Source organism: Vibrio sp. 378, from assembly GCF_033339435.1.
In genome coordinates this window covers 37,529-58,211 of sequence record NZ_JAWOUO010000003.1, presented here as the reverse complement: position 1 = coordinate 58,211, position 20,683 = coordinate 37,529, and the positions used below count along the sequence as shown (strand labels likewise).

At 43.8% G+C, this 20,683-nt stretch carries 17 protein-coding genes; 6 read left to right on the top strand and 11 right to left on the bottom strand.

Annotation, left to right across the window (positions count from 1 at the left end; genetic code table 11):
• Positions 1 to 79: 79 nt before the first annotated feature.
• From R7Q48_RS06790 to R7Q48_RS06780, 3 genes are all read right to left on the bottom strand, one after another.
• Positions 80 to 1,270 (bottom strand): amino acid aminotransferase, encoded by a 1,191-nt coding sequence (locus tag R7Q48_RS06790; protein WP_017636105.1) that lies wholly within the window; start codon positions 1,268 to 1,270, stop codon positions 80 to 82.
• Positions 1,271 to 1,602: 332 nt separating this feature from the next.
• Positions 1,603 to 1,902: a hypothetical protein gene (locus tag R7Q48_RS06785; RefSeq protein ID WP_005376885.1), complete on the bottom strand. Its 300-nt coding sequence runs from the start codon at positions 1,900 to 1,902 to the stop codon at positions 1,603 to 1,605.
• A gap of 245 nt (positions 1,903 to 2,147) precedes the next feature.
• Positions 2,148 to 2,378 (bottom strand): hypothetical protein, encoded by a 231-nt coding sequence (locus tag R7Q48_RS06780; protein WP_318132217.1) that lies wholly within the window; start codon positions 2,376 to 2,378, stop codon positions 2,148 to 2,150.
• 259 nt (positions 2,379 to 2,637) lie between these two features.
• Here R7Q48_RS06780 and R7Q48_RS06775 point away from each other — a divergent pair, with 259 nt between their 5' ends.
• Both R7Q48_RS06775 and R7Q48_RS06770 read left to right on the top strand, forming a co-directional pair.
• The gene (locus R7Q48_RS06775) at positions 2,638 to 4,029 is read left to right on the top strand and encodes a PLP-dependent aminotransferase family protein (RefSeq protein ID WP_062730527.1); all 1,392 of its coding nucleotides are present in this window, start codon (positions 2,638 to 2,640) and stop codon (positions 4,027 to 4,029) included.
• Between the two features lie 98 nt (positions 4,030 to 4,127).
• Entirely contained in the window at positions 4,128 to 4,352 is a 225-nt protein-coding gene (locus tag R7Q48_RS06770; protein WP_017636102.1) for a hypothetical protein, read from the top strand.
• A 91-nt stretch (positions 4,353 to 4,443) separates the two neighbouring features.
• On the opposite strand, the gene asnS is transcribed toward R7Q48_RS06770, so the two are convergent.
• The gene (gene asnS, locus R7Q48_RS06765) at positions 4,444 to 5,844 is read right to left on the bottom strand and encodes an asparagine--tRNA ligase (RefSeq protein WP_017636101.1); all 1,401 of its coding nucleotides are present in this window, start codon (positions 5,842 to 5,844) and stop codon (positions 4,444 to 4,446) included.
• 189 nt (positions 5,845 to 6,033) lie between these two features.
• Complete coding sequence (locus R7Q48_RS06760; protein ID WP_318132216.1) at positions 6,034 to 7,659, bottom strand: methyl-accepting chemotaxis protein; 1,626 nt, start codon at positions 7,657 to 7,659, stop codon at positions 6,034 to 6,036.
• A 293-nt stretch (positions 7,660 to 7,952) separates the two neighbouring features.
• Between R7Q48_RS06760 and queD the strand changes: the two genes are divergently transcribed.
• Positions 7,953 to 8,315, top strand: a complete 363-nt coding sequence (queD, locus tag R7Q48_RS06755; protein ID WP_005376896.1) for a 6-carboxytetrahydropterin synthase QueD — start codon at positions 7,953 to 7,955, stop codon at positions 8,313 to 8,315.
• An 88-nt stretch (positions 8,316 to 8,403) separates the two neighbouring features.
• Here queD and R7Q48_RS06750 read toward each other — a convergent pair whose 3' ends face one another.
• The 5 genes from R7Q48_RS06750 to R7Q48_RS06730 form a co-directional block, all read right to left on the bottom strand.
• Entirely contained in the window at positions 8,404 to 8,871 is a 468-nt protein-coding gene (locus R7Q48_RS06750) for a GNAT family N-acetyltransferase (protein WP_262592407.1), read from the bottom strand.
• 94 nt (positions 8,872 to 8,965) lie between these two features.
• Entirely contained in the window at positions 8,966 to 10,681 is a 1,716-nt protein-coding gene (locus tag R7Q48_RS06745) for an EAL domain-containing protein (protein WP_213894032.1), read from the bottom strand.
• Positions 10,682 to 10,891: 210 nt separating this feature from the next.
• On the bottom strand, positions 10,892 to 12,253 hold the full coding sequence (locus R7Q48_RS06740) for an L-serine ammonia-lyase (protein WP_005376899.1): 1,362 nt from the start codon (positions 12,251 to 12,253) through the stop codon (positions 10,892 to 10,894).
• 97 nt (positions 12,254 to 12,350) lie between these two features.
• Positions 12,351 to 13,604 (bottom strand): aromatic amino acid transport family protein, encoded by a 1,254-nt coding sequence (locus R7Q48_RS06735; RefSeq protein ID WP_005388284.1) that lies wholly within the window; start codon positions 13,602 to 13,604, stop codon positions 12,351 to 12,353.
• A 345-nt stretch (positions 13,605 to 13,949) separates the two neighbouring features.
• Positions 13,950 to 14,549 (bottom strand): CoA pyrophosphatase, encoded by a 600-nt coding sequence (locus tag R7Q48_RS06730; protein ID WP_005376901.1) that lies wholly within the window; start codon positions 14,547 to 14,549, stop codon positions 13,950 to 13,952.
• 231 nt (positions 14,550 to 14,780) lie between these two features.
• Here R7Q48_RS06730 and R7Q48_RS06725 point away from each other — a divergent pair, with 231 nt between their 5' ends.
• Positions 14,781 to 15,320 (top strand): heme NO-binding domain-containing protein, encoded by a 540-nt coding sequence (locus tag R7Q48_RS06725; protein WP_005388282.1) that lies wholly within the window; start codon positions 14,781 to 14,783, stop codon positions 15,318 to 15,320.
• A gap of 7 nt (positions 15,321 to 15,327) precedes the next feature.
• The gene (locus R7Q48_RS06720; RefSeq protein WP_318132215.1) at positions 15,328 to 17,028 is read left to right on the top strand and encodes an ATP-binding protein; all 1,701 of its coding nucleotides are present in this window, start codon (positions 15,328 to 15,330) and stop codon (positions 17,026 to 17,028) included.
• 364 nt (positions 17,029 to 17,392) lie between these two features.
• Here R7Q48_RS06720 and pabB read toward each other — a convergent pair whose 3' ends face one another.
• On the bottom strand, positions 17,393 to 18,757 hold the full coding sequence (pabB, locus tag R7Q48_RS06715) for an aminodeoxychorismate synthase component I (protein ID WP_256902906.1): 1,365 nt from the start codon (positions 18,755 to 18,757) through the stop codon (positions 17,393 to 17,395).
• 270 nt (positions 18,758 to 19,027) lie between these two features.
• Here pabB and R7Q48_RS06710 point away from each other — a divergent pair, with 270 nt between their 5' ends.
• The gene (locus tag R7Q48_RS06710; protein WP_005376905.1) at positions 19,028 to 20,545 is read left to right on the top strand and encodes a fumarate hydratase; all 1,518 of its coding nucleotides are present in this window, start codon (positions 19,028 to 19,030) and stop codon (positions 20,543 to 20,545) included.
• Positions 20,546 to 20,683: the final 138 nt, after the last annotated feature.

The window sequence follows — 20,683 nt, the reverse complement described above, 5'->3', positions numbered from 1 at the left end:
TTCGTTTTTGGCGTTAAGTTAAAACCAAAAAGGTCAGCTTATGCTGACCTTTCCTTTTAATAAAGTATGCGACAGTCGATTATAAAACCGCTGCAATGCCTTTACACAGAGGGCCCATATTTGACTTCGTCATACCAGCAACACTGATTCGGCCAGAACCGACAATGTAAATACCGAACTCTTCTTTAAGGCGGTTAACTTGCTCTTTAGAAAGACCAGAGAAAGAGAACATACCATTTTGACGTTCGATGAAACTAAAGTCTGCGTCCACACCCTCTGCTTTTAGTGTCGCTACAAATAGTTCACGCATTTCTTGAATACGGTCACGCATTTCTGCTACTTCAGCTTCCCATTCCGCACGCATTTCGGCGTTGCCAAGAATGTGAGTCACGACAGCGCTGCCGTGTGCAGGTGGGTTAGAGTAGATAGAGCGAATAATGGCTTTAACTTGAGAAAATGCGGTTGTTGCGACTTCTTCTGACTCAGCTACTAACGTGAAGGCACCTACGCGTTCATTGTATAGGCCAAAGTTTTTCGAGAAAGAGCTCGCGACTAGGATTTCTTTGTTGTACTTAGCAAAAGTACGAAGACCTGCAGCATCTTCTTCCACACCTTTAGCAAAGCCTTGGTAGGCGAAGTCGAACAGAGGAAGCAATTTCTTCTCTGCGACAAGTTTCGCCAATGTTTCCCATTCTTCAGCTGTAGGATCGATCCCTGTAGGGTTGTGACAGCAGCCGTGTAGAAGCACGATGTCGCCTTCAGATGCAGATTGCAGATCATTTAGCATCGCATCGAAGTCTTTGTCTTTTGTTTCAGCATTGTAGTAGCTGTATTGTGCCGTTTCGATACCAGCAGCAGTAAATACGCCGTTGTGGTTTGCCCATGTAGGGTTGCTGATCCAGATCTTTACATCGCCTAGTTGACGTTTAATAAACTCGCCGGCAACACGTAGTGCACCAGTACCACCCGGAGCTTGAGCTGTTTTAGCGCGTTTTTCGTTTACAATTTCTGCATCAGAGCCGAAAAGCAGTTTTTGCACTGCAATGCCGTACTCTGCTGTGCCTTCGATGGTTAGGTAAGATTTGGTTTTTTCAGTTTCAACAAGTGCTGCTTCAGCTTTCTTTACTGTCGCAAGAACGGGAGTTTCGCCTTGCTCGTTTTTGTAAATACCTACGCCAAGGTTAATTTTGTCTGCGCGAGCATCTTTTTTAAACTCTTCAGTAAGGCCAAGAATAGGGTCAGCCGGAGCGGCAACTACTTTTTCAAACATAATCTTCATCCATGTTAATCGAAGGGGTGTGCTAACATTTATACCTTTCAGCAATATTGGTTACAACCGTTACTGAAAAGAAAACCTAAAAAAGTTGCGATTTGAAACAGAATTCTAACATAACTAAAGTTTTTGCCATGAAAACGTTTGGTAGGCACAGAGTTTGAAGGGCATTTATGCCATGGGTGGAGAAGTTTTGCACACATCCCAATCGTTTCAATTCAGTGCTTTGCGTTAACGCGTTTATAATTGTCTAGTGAGGATTTGTTGAGACAAAAACGCCCCACCAAAGGTGGAGCGTTTACTGTTAGAAGTATGGATATCGGTTGGGGTTATTTCTTCAGATTGATTTCCGACTCAACCGCATTGGTTTCGATGTCAGGGTTAGAAGAAAGTTTTTCAGTCGCCCAGTCGTTCATATGCTTTAAGATCGCTTTTAATGCGTGCTTTTCGGTTGGTACTTCTGTCTTTTCAACTTCAAGTTTTTGCTTCGGATGCGTACCCGTCGCATCTTCCGCAACGTGTAGCCAATCTGGGTGCCAGTAATAAGGTTGGCCGGAAGGAGAGCTCCAAGAATGTACGCCGTTGGATTCACCTTTGTATTTAATATCTTCTTCGTTGTATTTCGCCATTATTGTTTTCTCTCATAATCCATGAGTTGAGGTGTGCATCACCATTACTATTTAAATGTAACAGATGTAATGAAAATTAATGTGATAACAATCGACTTATTTTGCCCTTTGAACGCTATAGAAGATGCGTACTTCTCATTCAGGAGAATTTACTATTTGGCAGGTTTTAGCTTTATTTGTGTTTAAAGCATACGACGATGGATTCGCCTACCTAATGCTATTCTTGAACGGTGATAGAGCCTAAACTACTCGTCATTCAAGTGTTTGAGAATCGCCGATTTTGCATGCTCTTCTGTCGCTGTTTCTCCATCAGGGACTTCAAGGTCAGCCTTTTTGTGTTCACCCAAAGCATCTTCAGCGATATGCAGCCAATCAGGATGCCAATAATAAGGGGTGGTACTGCCAGGATGGTCCCAACTATGTACACCTTTATGTTTTCCGCGATACGAGAGATCGTCCATTGTAAAAACTTTCATCGCTTCCTCCTGATTTAAAGACCGTAGCTCGAAGTGAGTTTAACGAACTCAGTCCAACGTAAAACCTTGGCTTTTAGATATTGCAAAGATGTGAGGCAATATGTGTGTAACAGTCAAAGTATGGGATATAAACGCTCACTTCGTGGCTGAAATATCTATTGATAAGCTTGATAAATTACGTTGCTAAATTGAATACTCCCATATCAGAATGCTGGCGCGAAGTATGCTATGGTGCGGCTGTAAGTGAAATGAGGGAAACATGAACCGATACCGTCAACTGGCTGAGCTGTTCAAAACGCAGATTCAGCAAAATACATGGAGAGCAGGGGAAAAGCTGCCATCAGTGCGTGTAACAAGCCGAAACCATTCTGTCAGCGCAGGTACGGTATTACAAGCTTATCAGCTGCTCGAAGCACAAGGTTGGGTCGCAGCGAAACCTCAGTCTGGATACTTTGTGACTGCGGAGTTGGACCGCTTCGAACCGAGTTCTCCAGCCACTTCCGTTTATCGCTCTAGCATCAACGATGAACTTTACGACTACCTCAAAAATCAGGCCTCACCGAATGCGGTGAAGTTTGGCTCCGCGTTTCCAGACCCAGCATTGTTCCCATTAGAAGCGCTAAACCGCAACCTAGCCAGCTCAGGCAGGAAGATGGGGGCAGAGACGTTATTGGATAACTTGCCGCCGGGCTGTGAGTCTCTACGCCGTTTGATTGCTCAACGGTACATCCAACAAGGTATGGTGTTTACCCATGATGATATTGTCGTTACTTCTGGCGCATTAGAAGCATTGAATTTGAGCCTTCAGGCCGTGACCCAGCCTGGAGATACTGTTGTAGTTGAATCACCGACGTTTTATGGCGCACTTCAAGCGATTGAACGTTTAGGTCTAAAGGCGATAGAAATAACGGTGGATCCGTTAACTGGACATTCAGTGGATCAAATTGAAGCGACTTTTGCCGGCAATGATGTTCGCGCATGTTGGTTAATGACTAACTTTCACAATCCAACAGGAACCTTATTAAGTGACGGGCAGAAGCAACGTATCGTCGAACTGGCTGACAAATACGATGTGTACTTGATCGAAGATGATGTGTATTCAGAGCTTTATTTTTCTGAAAAAAAGCCAAGCTCACTTAAAGCTTTTGATACACAAGAGCGCGTGTTGCATTGTGGATCATTTTCAAAAAGCCTTTGCCCTGGCTATAGGCTGGGCTGGGTGGTAAACAAACGCTTCAATGAGCAACTTCAAAAGCTGCAACTTATCTCGACGTTGTCAGGTAGTGCACCAATCCAGCAGGGTATCGCGCATTACTTGCAAAACGATAGTTATGATAGCCATCTTAGAAAACTGCGAAAGAATCTTGAGCAGCGGCAATTGGCGTTTATTGAACTGGTTGATAAGTACTTTCCCCAATCGATTCGTTACACGCAACCGGAAGGCGGCTATTTTCTTTGGATAGAACTGCCGAAAACAAAGTGCGGAAAAGCGATTTATCAGAAGTTATTGGAAGCGAACATCACTGTAGCATTTGGTCAGTTGTTTTCTATCGCTCCAAATTATGAGAACTACCTGAGGCTTAATACATCGTTACTTGTAAATGATGAATTAGAACAAGCCGTGAAGACGGTCGGAGAATTACTTCATTAGCCAACTGTTTACCTGTTTTTTGCTCAAACTGTATCAGTGGACGATACCGAAGCTGTGTTTCAATCATGGGCAGACAACCATTTAGGTTAGGAGCCGTAATGAAAAAGCAGTTGGTAAAGCATGAACTTAGGTTGATGGGTGTTGCTATTTTTAGCGCATTTTTGTTGGTGTTTGCACACTTGATATTGGCGAAATCTTTCTCTCATATGGTTTGGACGGAATACACTGCTGCCGTTATCCCATTTGTGATGTTTGGCTTGTGTGTGGTTGGAGTAAAATACGCAGCGCGAGCAGATGAGGATGACGACGAAAATAACAACTAGAGTGCATACATCGGTTGCTAGAAAATCATTCGTACAAAATAAAAGACCTCCACATGGGAGGTCTTTTTAATTCAATATCACTAAAAAGTGATTAGAAGTTCGCAGAGCGAGGAGTACGTGGGAATGGGATCACGTCACGAACGTTGCCCATACCAGTTACGTAAGATACTAGGCGCTCGAAGCCTAGACCGAAGCCTGCGTGTGGCACTGTACCGTATTTACGTAGGTCGCGGTACCAGCTCATATGTTCAGGATCGATACCCACTTCACGCATACGTGCATCTAGAATGTCTAGGCGCTCTTCACGCTGAGAACCACCGATGATTTCGCCGATGCCCGGTGCTAGAACGTCCATCGCTGCAACTGTTTTACCGTCATCGTTAGCACGCATGTAGAATGCTTTAATGTCTTTCGGGTAGTTCTTAACGATTACAGGTGCTTTGAAGTGTTCTTCAGCAAGGAAACGCTCGTGCTCAGAAGACATATCGATACCCCATTCAACTGGGAATTCGAACTCACGACCTGAATCAAGAAGGATCTGGATTGCGTCAGTGTAGTCAACCTGCGCGAAGTCAGAAGAAACGAACTGCTCTAGACGAGTGATTGCTTCTTTGTCGATGCGTTGAGCGAAGAACTCAAGGTCATCACGACACTCTGCAAGCACCGCTTTAAACACGTACTTGAGCATGTCTTCAGCCAGTTTCGCTACATCATCCAGTTCTGCGAACGCAACTTCAGGCTCAACCATCCAGAATTCTGCTAGGTGGCGGCTTGTGTTTGAGTTTTCAGCACGGAAAGTAGGGCCGAAAGTGTAAACTTTGCTTAGCGCACAAGCGTAAGCTTCTGCGTTTAGCTGACCAGATACGGTTAGGAACGTCTCTTTACCGAAGAAGTCTTCGTTGTAGTCCACTTTACCAGCGTCAGTGCGAGGAAGGTTTTCCATGTCTAGCGTAGATACGCGGAACATTTCACCAGCGCCTTCAGCATCTGAAGCCGTGATCAACGGCGCAGATACCCAGAAGTAACCTTGCTCGTGGTAGAAGCGGTGGATTGCTTGAGATAGGCAGTTACGTACACGTGCTACTGCACCGATTACGTTTGTGCGCGGACGTAGGTGCGCAACTTCACGTAGGTACTCGATTGAGTGACGAGTTTTTGCCATTGGGTAAGTTTCAGCATCTTCAACCCAACCAACCACTTTAACGTCAGTGGCAGCAAGTTCGAAGTCTTGACCCTTTGCAGGAGATTCAACAATCTTACCAGTTACTTCAACAGAGCAGCCAGTCGTTAGCTTTAACACTTCGTCTTCGTAATTATTAAGATTATTTGGGACCACGGCCTGAATCGGGTCGAAACAAGAGCCGTCATATATGGCAAGGAAAGAGATTCCAGCTTTGGAATCACGACGTGAACGGATCCAGCCACGAACAGTCACTTCGCTGTCTACTGCTAGCTGACCTTTCAATACGTCTGATACAGGCGCGTAAGTCATGTTTTCAATATTCTCCATTGAGGTAAAAATTCAACTCAACGCTTGCTTAAAGTACTTGTCTAATAACATTTTTGTTCAAAAAACAAGCTAAGCGCTGAGTTGGGTAGCATTTTACAGATTCAACGAGACATATTACCTGTCAATTCGCTCGCATCAACCTTTATATTCGTTTTGATGGGGAGAATCTCTCTATTTATTCACTCTTTGGTGCTCTGAAAGTGTGAATTGGTTTAGTAATTGCTCTAAACGTTCGGATAGATGCTCTAAATCAACACTAATATCACGCGTGTGCGATGCTGATTGCGATGTGTCGTTAGCATGCAGTGTGATCACATCTATTTTAGATTGAATATGCTGACTTACATCAGATGTGGTTTGCGTCTGGTTTTGGATATCTTCTGCATGTCTGAGCACTTGGCGCATTTCGTCAACAACGTTATGCATTGTGGCTGATAGTGCCTCGACATCGACAGAGCGTTGATGAGCAAACTGGCAGACGGTATCAACAGAAGTTAATGACTCTTCACTTCCTTGCTGGAATTGAGAAATGATATGCTCAATATTACCAGTGGCTTCAGCCGTCCTAGAAGCCAGGTTACGCACTTCTTCCGCGACGACCGCAAAACCGCGTCCTTGCTCTCCGGCACGGGCGGCTTCAATAGCAGCATTCAACGCGAGCAGATTGGTTTGTTCTGCAATACCCTTAATAACCACAAGAATGGACGACACTTCTTCGGTTCTTTGGTTTAGAGAGCTGATTTTTTCCCGTACAGTATCAATGTTACTTACTAGTTGTTTGATGTCTTCACTGACGTTGTGTGCTTGGCTTGCACTATGAGTGGCGACATCAACGGTGTGATTGACCAAAACAGTAGCGTTGTTAGTCGAGTCCTCAACCGCAGTTTGTTGCTGCAGCATATCGGTGATATTGCTTTGTACTTCGCTGGTCTCTAGCTGTTGGTTATTGGCCGCTTTATCTGTGGACTGCGCGACAGCAGTTAGTTTACTCGCGGAGTCGGCAAGTGAGTGAGAGGTGTCTTGCACACGTTCTAAGCTTTCGGAGACCGTGTCCATGAATGAATTGATGGCCGTAGAAAGTTGGCCCACTTCATCCTGTTGGTGATGCATCAGTCGTTGAGATAGATCTTTGCTATGGCTCACATTCGACATGAATTTCGACGTTCTTTGAATTGGTCGTACAATGATTTTCTGAATCAAACTCATCGTTATGATGAAGCCCACAAATGCGATTACGGCCATTATTCCCATCGCAAACATTGCCTGTTTACTGATCATTGAATTGACATGATTCATGTTGTATTCCAAGCGAATCGCGCCCAACACTTCTCCTGCTGGTGCAACGTGGCAAGAAACGCAGTTGGTGCCACGGTAATTTTCGCTCGATTTCATTGGTAGTGCGACTACTAACCCTTTGCCCCAATCGGCTGAGATTGGTTCAATCACCAGTTCACCATTCAACGCTCGTTGATCAATATCATCGACAGGCTGCTGGTTTTGTTGCCCAGGTCCGTAAAGTTTGGTCACAGTATCAGCTCGCAACACGCGAACTGCTTCAATGCCTTCTTGGGCCAGGGCCTTTTGACGTAAGGTTTCTTTTTGCGACATGGTGCCCGTAAGCATCATCATATTTAGGCTATCGAAATAATTACTAGCCTTATCATGGAGTTGTTCACTAAGAACATCATTGATTAAGGTTTTTTGTTGATGGTATTGGTAAGCCGTAGAGGCAACTAGAACGCAGCTGAAGACAGCAATTAACGCCAGTAAGAGCTTAAAAGTGATAGTTGAGCGCATAAATTTATAAGTGTAATTGGAACGAACTGCACAATATTAATGTGCACAAATGCGCACTGCGAACAACGAAATGAATGATTGTGACCCCACACATGTTGGGGATATGTAATTGTGATGTGAGTGCTGTGTAATCAAATGTTTGGCGCGTGACAGAAATACGGCGCTTTGGTGTGAGTGATAGCAAAGAGGCCAGGAACCAGCGGAAGTTTTTGCTACGCTTGTATGGGGTAACGCTTGTCTCTTGGCAGCGAATTCCTTAGTATTGCCTGTCTTTTTAAAGCCTGAGAATCAAGATGAAAACAGAATTATACAAAGAGTTTATGTTCGAAGCAGCACACCATTTGCCACACGTACCAGAAGGTCACAAGTGTGGTCGTTTGCACGGACACTCTTTCCTTGTTCGTCTTTATGTAGAAGGTGAAGTTGATCCACATACAGGTTGGGTAGTGGATTTTGCAGAGATCAAAGCTGCATTTAAACCAATTTACAATCGCTTAGACCATTACTACCTAAACGACATTGAAGGGTTAGAGAACCCGACTAGCGAAGTGTTAGCAAAATGGATTTGGCAGCAGCTCAAGCCAAGCTTACCACTGCTAAGTAAAGTAGAAATCAAAGAAACGTGCACAGCGGGTTGTATTTACAAAGGCGAATAAGTCACTTTCTATTGAGCATTAAACAAGGCAAGCGAGAAGCTTGCCTTTGTTGTATCTGAATGGCCCAATTTTGATTATGCTTCACCAGCTAGCTTAATGGATGTCGTAGAATCCATTCTTTTTCATTATCACCCAATGTTGTTTCCTCTGTATTAATGAATCCGCACGTATCAAAAAAACTGATAGCGTATTGCTGACTTTGTGGAACAGTGGCGCAAAGAGAGGTGCTTTTAGGGTTAATGGTATACGCATAAAGGAACAGTTTACGCAATGCCTCACTCCCTACCCCTTGACGTTGGAAACGTTGATCAATCATCAAGTATTTAAGCTCCAGTTCGTATCGTTTAGCAAACGGCGCATGTTGGGAGAAACCTTTATCGATAACAAGGTAGCCTACTAATAGATCATCAGAATAAATCGTAAAGAACGCCTCTGACTTACTACGTTTTTGATAAGCCATTTCAAACGGTGTAAAAAATCCTTTTTGCTCTTCTTGCACATCCAATTGCATCAAACTTGAAAAATCTTTCAGTTTGGTGGGTTTAATCGCAATCATCGCTCAATCACAAATTGGCGGCATACCGTTATGCCACCACGAGTTTTTATAGAGTATTAAATCTATTTTAAGTAACTAACCGAGTGAAGAAAAGCTAGCAATGAAGAGGGTAATAATAACCTTGGTGAATGTATGCGCCCAATGTTGTGAGTAAGTGAGCACTGTCTGCCGTTTCTACGCCTTCAACAATGACCGTGCAGCGATACGTATTGCCCATAGCAATTAACTGACGCAAGGTTTCTATCTTTTTATCATCAGTTTTTAGGCCAATAACAAATTCTCGGTCGATTTTGAGATAGTCCGGATTCAGCTTGCTGATAAGCGCCACATTATTATTGCCGGTGCCAAAGTCATCAATACTGATTTTACAATCCAGAGCTTTTAGTTTCGCGACATTGCCATAAATCTCAGAGGTATAGTACATCGATGCATTTTCTGTGATTTCGATTGTCAGCAAACGGCAATCCCGATTAGATAGCTCTCTATATAGGATTGAAAAGTTACGCCCTCGCAGCAAAGAAGGACAAACGTTAATGCTGATAGGGATGGGCAACGCTTTTTGTTTGGTGTAGATGGAATCAATCACCAGTAAGGTATGAGTTAGCAGCAATCCATTGCGGATCAGTGTTTCAATAAACCGTTGCGTATTTTTTACCTTAAACCGGGAGAGGGCTTCGTAGTGCACAATCTTTTGTGCCGAAGTGTTATAAATCGGTTCCAGTTTTATTTTGAATTGTCGAATTGCGCACAAGTAAGCCATAAAGGCTTGTAGGGAGCGGTGACGCAGTATAATGAGAAAAAGTAAGCTCAGTAGAATGATACTTTGAAACGGTCCAGAGATGTAATACACCTCTTTATAGCCACTATTCTTTACGTGATAATTGAAAAAGCGTTCATTGGTGTTACCAATCTCTAACGACGTTCCGGTATTCGTTGATAGCTTCATACCGGAAAGAAAAAAACGTGAAATATGATTTTCAACATTGTCGGATAAGTTAATGTTTTTAACACGAACCAAAACAGTTGCGTTATTTAAGTCAAATGATTGGGTCGTGTAATTGCTATTGTTACTCCACTCTTCAAACGCTTTTTTGCTGACAGGGACAACGGTTTCTGGAGTGACTAAGCATCGAATATTGAAACGATCTAGCATCATGCTCGATTCCACCAACTTCACATTATCAAATAGCGACTTCAGTTCGCTTTCATTAGCAAAGCAACTCCTGCGGGAAAGGCTCTCTGCAATTTCGAAGGCGTTATCCAGATAATTATGTTTAACGATGCTGTTTATCGCGTAGTAACAGATAGCAAAGAAAATGATCGCAGTGATCAACACAACCCACATCGTTTCTGAATAGATCTTTTTATTACGCAGGCAAATACGAAGCGCTTTGCGAAGACTATTGGTTGTGTATTGATTGATCTTCTGTTGATGTTCGATGCCATTCTGATGGTTGTTTTGCATAGTAAAAGGGATGAAGTATCCGGTCCGGTGAATGTTTTCGATAATGTTTTTGTTAGTGGTTAAGTGTTCTTCCGTGAGCTTGCGAAATTTCTTTCTTAGAGCGGCCACCGCGTTTTTAAAGCCATTTTCTGGCAGTGTCATTTTGTATTGTTGAGTGATTTTGCTTTCTATTAACCGCTGACTAATCGGCGTATTTAAACTGCCGTATGTGGCGATAGTTGACAGAATGGCGTACTCATTTGGGTTGACAGGAATGGAATGGTGGAGTGACTGATTGAGCTCTAGAGATATTTCGTTTTCGGACAAGCAAACGCAGATTTGGTTTCCAATTTCAAACCTAATCATGTGTTGATGTGCTCCAAGTTTAATTTTTGGCTACGTTATCAATAAAGCTAGGGAAGAGATGTGATTTTTTACTGAGATATCCATAATATTTGGATATATTCAACGTTTTAGGTTTTTTTTACTTGTCCTGATAACGCATTCTCCTGGTTTTTTGGGTATAAAAAAACCCGAGCATAAACTCGGGTTTTGATTGGTATTCAGAAAGGCGTGTTAGCAAATCACTTTGATTGCTAGACCACCTTGAGATGTTTCGCGGTATTTCGCGTTCATGTCTTTACCTGTTTCTAGCATGGTTTCGATAACCTTATCTAGAGAAACAGTTGGAGCTGAAGAGCGACGTAGTGCCATGCGAGTAGAGTTGATTGCTTTTACTGCCGCAATACCGTTACGCTCAATACATGGAACCTGAACCTGACCTGCAACTGGGTCACACGTTAGACCTAAGTTGTGCTCCATCGCAATTTCTGCTGCCATACATACTTGCTCTGGGCTACCACCCATAAGCTCAGCGAGGCCTGCTGCTGCCATAGAACATGCCACGCCAACTTCACCCTGACAGCCAACCTCTGCACCAGAGATAGACGCGTTGCGCTTGTAAAGACCACCGATTGCGCCAGAAGCCGCAAAGTAACGGATGTAATCTTTTTCAGTCACAGTTTGGATGAACTTATCGTAGTAAGCCAGTACCGCAGGGATGATGCCACACGCACCGTTAGTTGGTGCTGTAACAACGCGGCCACCTGCTGCGTTCTCTTCGTTTACTGCGAAAGCAAACATGTTTACCCAATCAACAACAGACATTGGGTCGTTTGTCGTCTTTTCTGAAGTAAGTAGCTGCTGGCGAAGTGCTGCTGCACGACGAGGCACGCGTAGTGGACCAGGCAAAATACCTTCTTCATTCATACCGCGATCCATACACTCGCGCATTGTGCGCCAGATGTTCGCGAAATAAGTACGAGTTTCTTCATCTGAATGAAGCGCATGCTCATTCTTCATGGTTAGTGCGCTGATGGACAATCCACTTTCGTGGCATTGGTTAACCAGTTCCTCTGCCGTTGTAAACGGGTAAGGTACTTTTACTGGGTTCTCAGCTTCTTTACCGAAATTTTCTTCATCAACGATGAAACCACCGCCGATAGAGTAGTAAGTTTTTGAGTACGCTTTTTCGTCATCAATCCAAGCGTGGATCTGCATGCCGTTTTCGTGTAGCTCTAGGTTTGTTTTGTGGAAGTTCATTCCACCTTCACGTGGGAACGATACTGTGTGACAGTGCATGCCAACAGGAAGGCGTTCAGTTTCTTCTACACGAGCGATAAAGCCCGGGATAGAATCGATATCAACTTTCTCAGGAGTGTTGCCTGCGAGACCCATGATGATAGCAATATCTGTGTGGTGACCTTTCCCTGTCAGTGATAGTGATCCATAAACGTCAACGGTGATTTTAGTGATGTCGCGCAGTTTTCCCATTGCACGAAGATCATCAATAAACTCTTTACCCGCTTTCATTGGGCCTACAGTGTGTGAGCTTGAAGGTCCAACACCGATTTTATAGATATCAAAAACACTAATCATATCGATTACCTCAGAAGAAAGCCTCCCAAGGGGAGTTGGGAGGCTTAATTTTATCGTTATATTTTTGGATTAATCATACTGCACTGGGCAGAGATGATTAAAGAGCGCCGTAGATTACAGAACTAATTGCAGCAAGACCACAGATTGCTGTGAAAATTTGCACAGGTGCTGAAGTTTTGTACTTAGCCATCGCAGGAACTTTTTGCATTGCGAAGATTGGCATCAAGAATAGGATTGCGGCAATCATCGGTGCACCCATTGTTTCAATCATACCTAGGATGCTTGGGTTAACGATAGCAACGATCCAAGTTGTGATTACAATGAAGATTAGAGACATCTTCTCGATCTTGCTTACTGGTGATTTTGAACGAGATTTCACTAGACCAACTAGACCTTCGTGCGCACCTAAGAAGTGGCCAAAGTAGCTAGAGGTGATCGCTGCGAAAGCAACCAATGGACCCATGTAAGAGATCAGTGGAGATTCATGCACGTTTGCTAGGTAAGAAAGAACAGAGATGTTTTGCTCTTGCGCTGTTGCTAGTTGCTCTGGAGACAGAGAAAGTACAACAGAGAAAACGAAGAACATAACAAAGCCCATCAGCATCATTGCTGCGCCACCAGTGATAGCGTCAGTTTTCTTAACTGCGTCATCACCATATACACGACGTTGCTCTTTAGAGAACTGAGAAATGATTGGGCTGTGGTTGAAAGAGAACACAATAACAGGGATTGCTAGCCAAACGATAGCTGGCATTGCACCCCAGTCAGGTGACACTTCCATCATTGAAGTGTTCCAACCAGGAATTAGGTATACAGACAGTGCTAGTAGGATGAACACGAGAGGGTAAACCATTGCTGAAGTTGCTTTCAGCATAAGCTCTTTACCGAATACTACGCCTGCTGTCATTGCAGCAATAAGTGCACCAGAAAGTAGCCAGCGAGGAATAGATTCCATGCCCATTTGGTTAACTAGGAAAGAGTCAACTGTGTTTGTGATACCAACACCGTAGATAAGTACGATTGGGTAGATAGCGAAGAAGTAAGCGAACGTAATAAGGTTTGCGCCAGTCTTACCAAAGTGCTCTTCTACTGTGTCGGTGATGTCCGCTTCAGGGTTTTTCGCAGAAAGAACGAAACGAGCTAAAGATTTGTGTGCGAACCAAGTCATTGGTGCTGCGATTAGGGCTAGGATTACTAATGGCCAAAAGCCACCTGCACCTGCTTTAATAGGAAGGAACAGTACACCTGCACCTACTGCCGTACCAAAAAGGGACAGACACCAGGTAAAGTCTTTGTAAGAAAACTTACTAGACGATTGTGCGGTAGAAACCGCAGAAGTAGTTGTATTCATTTTTTAGTTACTCATTTTGGGAACAGGAAATAAGTCGGGAGTAATTTTGCAAGATTTTACACTAGGAAAATTAGATCTAAATCATTTATTGCTTACGCTTATTGAATGATATGTCAAAAACCTGCTTTTTATCACGAAAATGATGTGCTACTCGTGATTTCTGCTAATGAGTAAAATTAGAAAAACTTATCAATAGGGCTGTTTGTATAAATTTATTTCACCGCAAGCGTTTGCGGTGAAAATGGAAAATTAATCTAATGTGAATGAATGTTTATGAAGCAACGTTTTATTAATATTGATGCGCATAATGATCGCGCCTATAAAAGCACCGATATCAACAACTGTTTAATGTGAAATAATATGTTTTTGCATTGATTCGATAATTTGTGCCGTCATGCCCCAGATGAAATGCTGTCTATATGGGATAGCAAACACACGATGACTGCTTCTTTTTAGGTCAAATTTGGTGCTATACAATTTTTTGGGGTTCAGAATATGGTTGGCAGGAACCTCAAAAACTGACTCTACTTCATTTGGGTCAATATGCGTTTTATATTCCGGAGAAACAAAAGCCAAAAAAGGTGTCACATTAAATTGACTAATCGTTGGTAGTGTAGGCAGTTGGCCAAACACATGAATATGCTCATCTTCTATCCCAACTTCTTCTTTGGTTTCTCTTAAAGCGGTATTCACGAGCTGAATATCTTCCTGCTCATATTTGCCACCGGGAAAGCTGATTTGTCCCGGATGATGGCGTAAGTGGGCTGCACGCTTAGTCAGAATGACTTGTAACCCGTCATCGCGTTCCACAAAACCGATTAAGACTGCCGCATCTCTCAGGGACTTTTCTTTCATCCATTTCAGTCGTGCAAGGGACTCTTTGTGGTAGCCCGTTGGAAGCCGAAATTGAAAGTTCTGTAGTAAATGAGTTTTGTCGATAACCAAACTGAGTCCTTATTTATCGTGCCTAACCATTATTTATTATACTCAAAGACGGCAAAGCGTATGGCGTTATCGTTACTGGTTACCAAATAAAACATTCGCATTAAAGCACTCGCCAGCACTTTCCCTCTTTGTGTTGTGTGTCTCACTCTACTTGAACATATTAATTTGAAACTTATAAGGTTATACACCATTCTTTATTTTAGGACGTCACTATAGGGCAAGTATTGGCCAATGAAAGGGATTATTTTCACCGAGTTCATGGAGTTAGTGGAAGAGAAATTCGGTCTTGATGTGTTAGACCAAGTTCTCGATCTTTCTAACGATGAAGGTGTTTACACTGCTGTTGGTAGTTACGATCACAAAGACTTGGTTAAGTTGATCGTGAATCTCAGTAAAGTATCTGGTGTTCCCCCCGAGCAACTGCAAGAGGTGTTTGGAGAGTGCGTCTTTTTGAATTTACTTCGCTCTATTCCTAGTCACGCCAGTTTGCAACAGTGTGAAACGACGTTTCAATTTGTTCGCCATGTTGAAGACTTTATTCATGTCGAAGTTAAGAAGCTCTATCCTGATGCTAACCCTCCGCAATTTGATTTCATTAGTGAAAACCAATCCCAATTGGTATTTGACTACCACAGCGCAAGATGTATGTCTCACGTATGCTTAGGATTGATAAAAGGTTGTGCTGCACATTTTGGTGAGGTAGTTCATATCAAACATCAAAACCAGTCAGAAGATGGCAGCAAAGTACGTTTTTGGTTAGAGGCTCAATAAGAACGATATGACGGGAAGTTCCTCATTAGAAAGGAAACTCAAACGAGAAGTTGCATCAAGAAAAGCAGCTGAGCAGCTGTTGGAACAGAAAAGCTTAGAGTTATATGAATCCAACCAGCAACTCAGTGTTGCATTGAAAAAGCTGGAGCTGAAATCTAAAAAGGATCTTCGTAAGTTTGAGTTTGAAGAGCAAATTGATGCCACGTTGATTAAGTTCGGTCGTACTTTTTTATCGAGCACGTTCGATGAAGCAATGATAGCGAGCTTTATTGAGCAGCTCACTTCTAACTCGATCATTTCTGCGGCTTACTTGTTTCTTGACGCTACAAAGCTGAGCTCATTGCGTCGTCATCACTTTGGTCACTTACAGCTTCGTCATAACAACGAGATTTTAACCTCTCCTAATTGGCAGGGAGAGAATTTGCATTTGCCAGTTATCATTGATGGGGAAACGGTTGGGGAGTTGATTTTCTCTGTGTTGCAAGATCAAGTCGATCAGTCTTTTATTTCCAAACAGATGGAGCTCGTGTCTGACTTAGTTCATGGTGTTATTGGTCGACACTTAAGTTTAGAGCGAGAGGTCGAGCTGAGAAAGCGGGCTGAGGAATCAGAAAAAGCGACGAAGGAGTTTGTCGCCATGATTAACCATGAGCTGCGAACTCCTCTCAATGGCGTATTGGGTAGTGCGGAGTTATTGAGTCGAACCCAATTAGAAGAAGAGCAGCGTCAATACTTGAGCAATCTGACTCAATCAGGGGACTTATTGAGAGTTATCATTAATGATCTTCTTGATTTCAGTAAGATGAATGCCGGTATGATGGAAATCATACATAAAGTCTTTGCCTGGGAGGAACTTGAAAAAGCCATCATGGGTGTATTTGCAGCTAAGGCTGCGGAAAAACGTATCCATTTCTCTATCGACAAAAAGCTGGGGATCCCGGAATTTTTAGTCGGTGACTTAGAGCGCATTACACAAATTTTGGTTAACTTGGTGGGAAACGCGATTAAGTTTACTCACTTGGGTGGCGTCGTGTTACGGGTGGAATGGCTTAACGGCACGGCTTATTTTGAGGTTGAAGACACTGGTATTGGCATCCCAATAAAAGCACAGCCGTCACTATTTGATCCATTTGTCCAAGTTGATCGCTCGGCGAAACGCAGCTTTGAAGGCTCAGGTTTAGGTCTCGCGATTTGTAAAAACCTCGTGGATTTGATGCAAGGTCAAATTAGCTTTGAGAGTGAAGAGCGCAAAGGGACAACTTTTAAAGTTGCTATTCCTCTTGAGGAAGGGCAAGCACAAGGCACAGCAGAGGGGGAATTGGTCACCATAGAGCGAAGCGATTTAGCAGGACGCTCAATATTAGTGGTTGATGACATCAGAATGAATCAAGTCATTGTTACTCAAATGCTGAAAAAACTCGACATTACACCTGATTTAAAAGCCAACGGAAAAGAAGCATTAGAAGCGGTGAAAAGTAAAGACTACGAACTGATATTCATGGACTGCCGAATGCCTGAAATGGATGGTTATGAGGCGACGATGTATCTGAGAGAGCGTGGCTTTACTCATCCTATTATTGCATTAACCGCTGGCACTACCATCGAAGAGCGTCAAAAGTGCATTGATTCAGGCATGGACGACATCCTCACTAAGCCGTACACCGCAACCGATATCGAACAGATTATGTGTAAGTGGCTTGAGCAGTAAACGCTGCCTCTTAAAAAGTATGTTTGTTGGCCAACGGCTAAAAGCTAAAGTACATGCAAATAAAACACACAAAAAAACGCACCACACCGGATAATGCCGATCATTTAACGATGTTTTTTGGGTCATTCTAGCGAGCCTTGGCGAGACTAAGAATCTAGTAGCAGCACGATGAGCGGGTAATGAAACAAATTTGACCACAAAGTGCTTGAATAGAAGAACCTGTATCACGCTCCTTCGTCGTTGTGCAGGGTGATGAGATACAGAAATATGCCACTCGCTGTTAAACGAGCGGCATTATCCGTTCTAGAGGCGTTTTAGATTGTTTTCGTCACTAGCATTAAGCGACGTTGTCCGCGGTTGAAATCTACGATTGCAGCGCTGGCAAAATCTTTGAAAGCTTATCCAACGTTTCTTGGTACTCAGAGGCGCAATCGCTATCTGCCACGACGCCGCCGCCAGCCCAAGCGTAAAGTTTGTTTTTTTCCGCTACAAGAGTTCGGATAGTAATGCTGGTGTCCATACGACCATGGCGTGAAATGTAGCCAATACTGCCGCAATACGCGCTGCGTCGATGCGGCTCAAGTTCTTCAATGATCTGCATTGCGCGAACTTTAGGTGCTCCCGTAATTGAACCGCCTGGAAAACACGCTCGCAGCAAATCCGCAGGAGCGTATTGTTCATCCAAATTTGCACGAATGGTGCTCACCAAATGATGCACGGCAGGGAAGCTTTCAATATCGAACAACTTTGGCACGTGAACGCTACCCGGTGATGCAACCCGACCAATATCATTACGCAGCAAATCGACAATCATCAGGTTTTCTGCCTGATCTTTTTCCGCTGTCTGCAAGTCATGGGCATTAGCGTTATCTTTCTTTGGATCTTCGCTGCGTGGGCGAGTACCTTTGATTGGTTTTGTTTCAATGACGCGATCTTTGAGCTCTAAAAAGCGCTCTGGAGAGATACTCAAAATCGAAGACTCAGGCATACGGATAAAAGCGGAAAATGGCGCTTGGTTGGCGGACTCTAATTTTAGATACGCTTGCCACTCACTGCCTTGATACGGTGCGTTAAAGCGTTGCGCCAAATTGATCTGATAACAGTCACCGCTCAACAAGTATTCTTGCACCTTGTCAAAGCGAGTGGCGTAGCTCTCTTTTGTCATGTTTGACTGCCAATCACCAGACAAAGCGAAGTCAACGGTTTGTTCTGCTTTTTGCTCGTTTAACCATTGCCAAGCTTGCTCGATGTTCTGACCGACTAAGCATGCTTTTTTAAGCTTGTGGTCAACAACGACGGCCCATTCATACAGACCTACCGCCATATCCGGCGTGTTGAGATCTTTTTCTGCCACTTCTGGCATCGTTTCTACGCGGCGACCTAAATCGTAACTGAAGTAACCTAGCGCACCGCCGACAAAAGGCAAATCCAATTCTTTATTTAACTCTACGTGAGGAAGCCACTGTTCTTGCATCTGATGAAGCAGCGCAAATGGGTCATCTTGAGTTGAATAGGCATTCGATGGCGTTTCAACTTGTGTGTTGTCGGCAGTGGTTTCTAACGTTGCAATTGGGTTGGCAACCAATACATCGAAGCGGCTATCGATATGCGTTTTTGATGCAGAACGCAGCAACATCGCCCAAGGCTGGTGTTGAATGCGAGAAAAAAGGTGAAGAGCAAACTCTGGTGCGTATTCCAGCGCTTTAAAATCAATGAATTGATTGTCCATGTTGTTCATTTGTGTAATTTGTGACAAAGAGATCGTTCACTGCATGGCATGTCATGGGCAGCAAGAGTATCATATTCCTCTGTGTAGCCAAACTCCCTCTATTCATAGGGTTTTGAGATGGTTTACAAGTAGGCAACTTCAGCGTTTCGTGTGTCGATATCAGCCGTTCGACAATTGTTTATAAAAAACGAAGCTCAAAAGAGCAATAAGCTCAACAAACACGATTGAAGCCAAGCCAATAATGGAAGCATAACTATAACGAGGCATGTAATGACGGTAATACGCAAGCAGGATGTGATCAGCAGTGTCGCTGATGCGCTACAGTATATTTCTTACTACCACCCGCTAGACTTTGTTCAAGCTCTTGAAAAAGCCTATCACCGCGAAGAGAGCCAAGCCGCTAAAGACGCGATTGCTCAGATCTTAATTAACTCTCGAATGTCCGCAGAAGGTCACCGTCCAATTTGTCAGGATACTGGTATTGTGACGTGCTTCGTCAACATCGGTATGGGCGTGCAATGGGATTCGACCGACATGACGGTTCAGCAGATGGTAGATGAAGGTGTTCGACAAGCGTACACGAACCCTGATAACCCGTTGCGTGCGTCAGTACTTATGGACCCTGCTGGTAAACGTATTAATACCAAAGACAACACGCCTGCCGTCGTACATATCAACATGGTTCCGGGCGATAAAGTTGAAATTCAGATCGCTGCGAAGGGCGGCGGTAGCGAAAACAAAACTAAGATGGTGATGCTAAACCCATCTGACGATATTGCTGAGTGGGTAGAAAAAACGCTACCAACAATGGGGGCGGGCTGGTGTCCTCCTGGCATGCTTGGCATTGGTATCGGCGGTACGGCTGAAAAAGCAGCGGTATTGGCAAAAGAATCTCTAATGGAACACATCGATATTCAAGAGCTTATTGACCGTGGCCCACAAAACGCAGAAGAAGAGCTTCGTTTGGATATCTTCAATCGCGTGAACAAACTTGGTATCGGTGCGCAAGGTCTTGGCGGTTTGACGACTGTTGTCGACGTTAAAATCAAAACTGCGCCAACGCACGCGGCTTCTAAGCCTGTTTGTTTGATCCCGAACTGTGCGGCGACTCGTCACGTACACTTCACGCTTGATGGTAGCGGCCCAGCAGAGCTAACACCACCTAAACTAGAAGATTGGCCAGATATCACTTGGGAAGCGGGCGAAAATACGCGTCGCGTAAACTTAGACACAATTACTAAAGAAGAAGTACAAGAGTGGAAGACAGGCGAAACGGTTCTTCTATCAGGTAAAATTCTGACTGGTCGTGATGCTGCGCATAAACGTATTCAAGGCATGCTAGATAACGGTGAAGGTCTACCTGAAGGCGTAGATCTAAACGGTAAGTTCATTTACTACGTAGGCCCTGTCGATGCAGTTGGTGATGAAGTCGTTGGTCCTGCTGGCCCAACAACATCTACGCGTATGGATAAATTCACCGACATGATGCTAGAAAAGACCGGCATCATGGGCATGATCGGTAAAGCTGAGCGTGGCCCTGCAACGGTTGAATCTATCAAGAATCACAAAGCGGTTTACCTAATGGCTGTCGGTGGCGCTGCGTACTTGGTGGCGAAAGCGATCAAGAAAGCTCGCGTTGTCGCATTTGAAGATTTAGGTATGGAAGCGATTTACGAATTTGAAGTTGAAGATATGCCAGTAACAGTGGCTGTCGACTCAAATGGTGTTAACGCGCACCAAATTGGTCCAGACACTTGGAAAGTGAAAATTCAAGAGATGGAAGCATAAGGCAAAGGGCAATCTTGCTGCGTCTCAGTAGAGAGAATGTGACAAGGTGCTGATTTACCTAGCAAACAATTGACAAAAGTGCAGCGAAACCTGCACTTTTTGTCTATATAATTAAGGATATAAACCTTTAGGCATAGC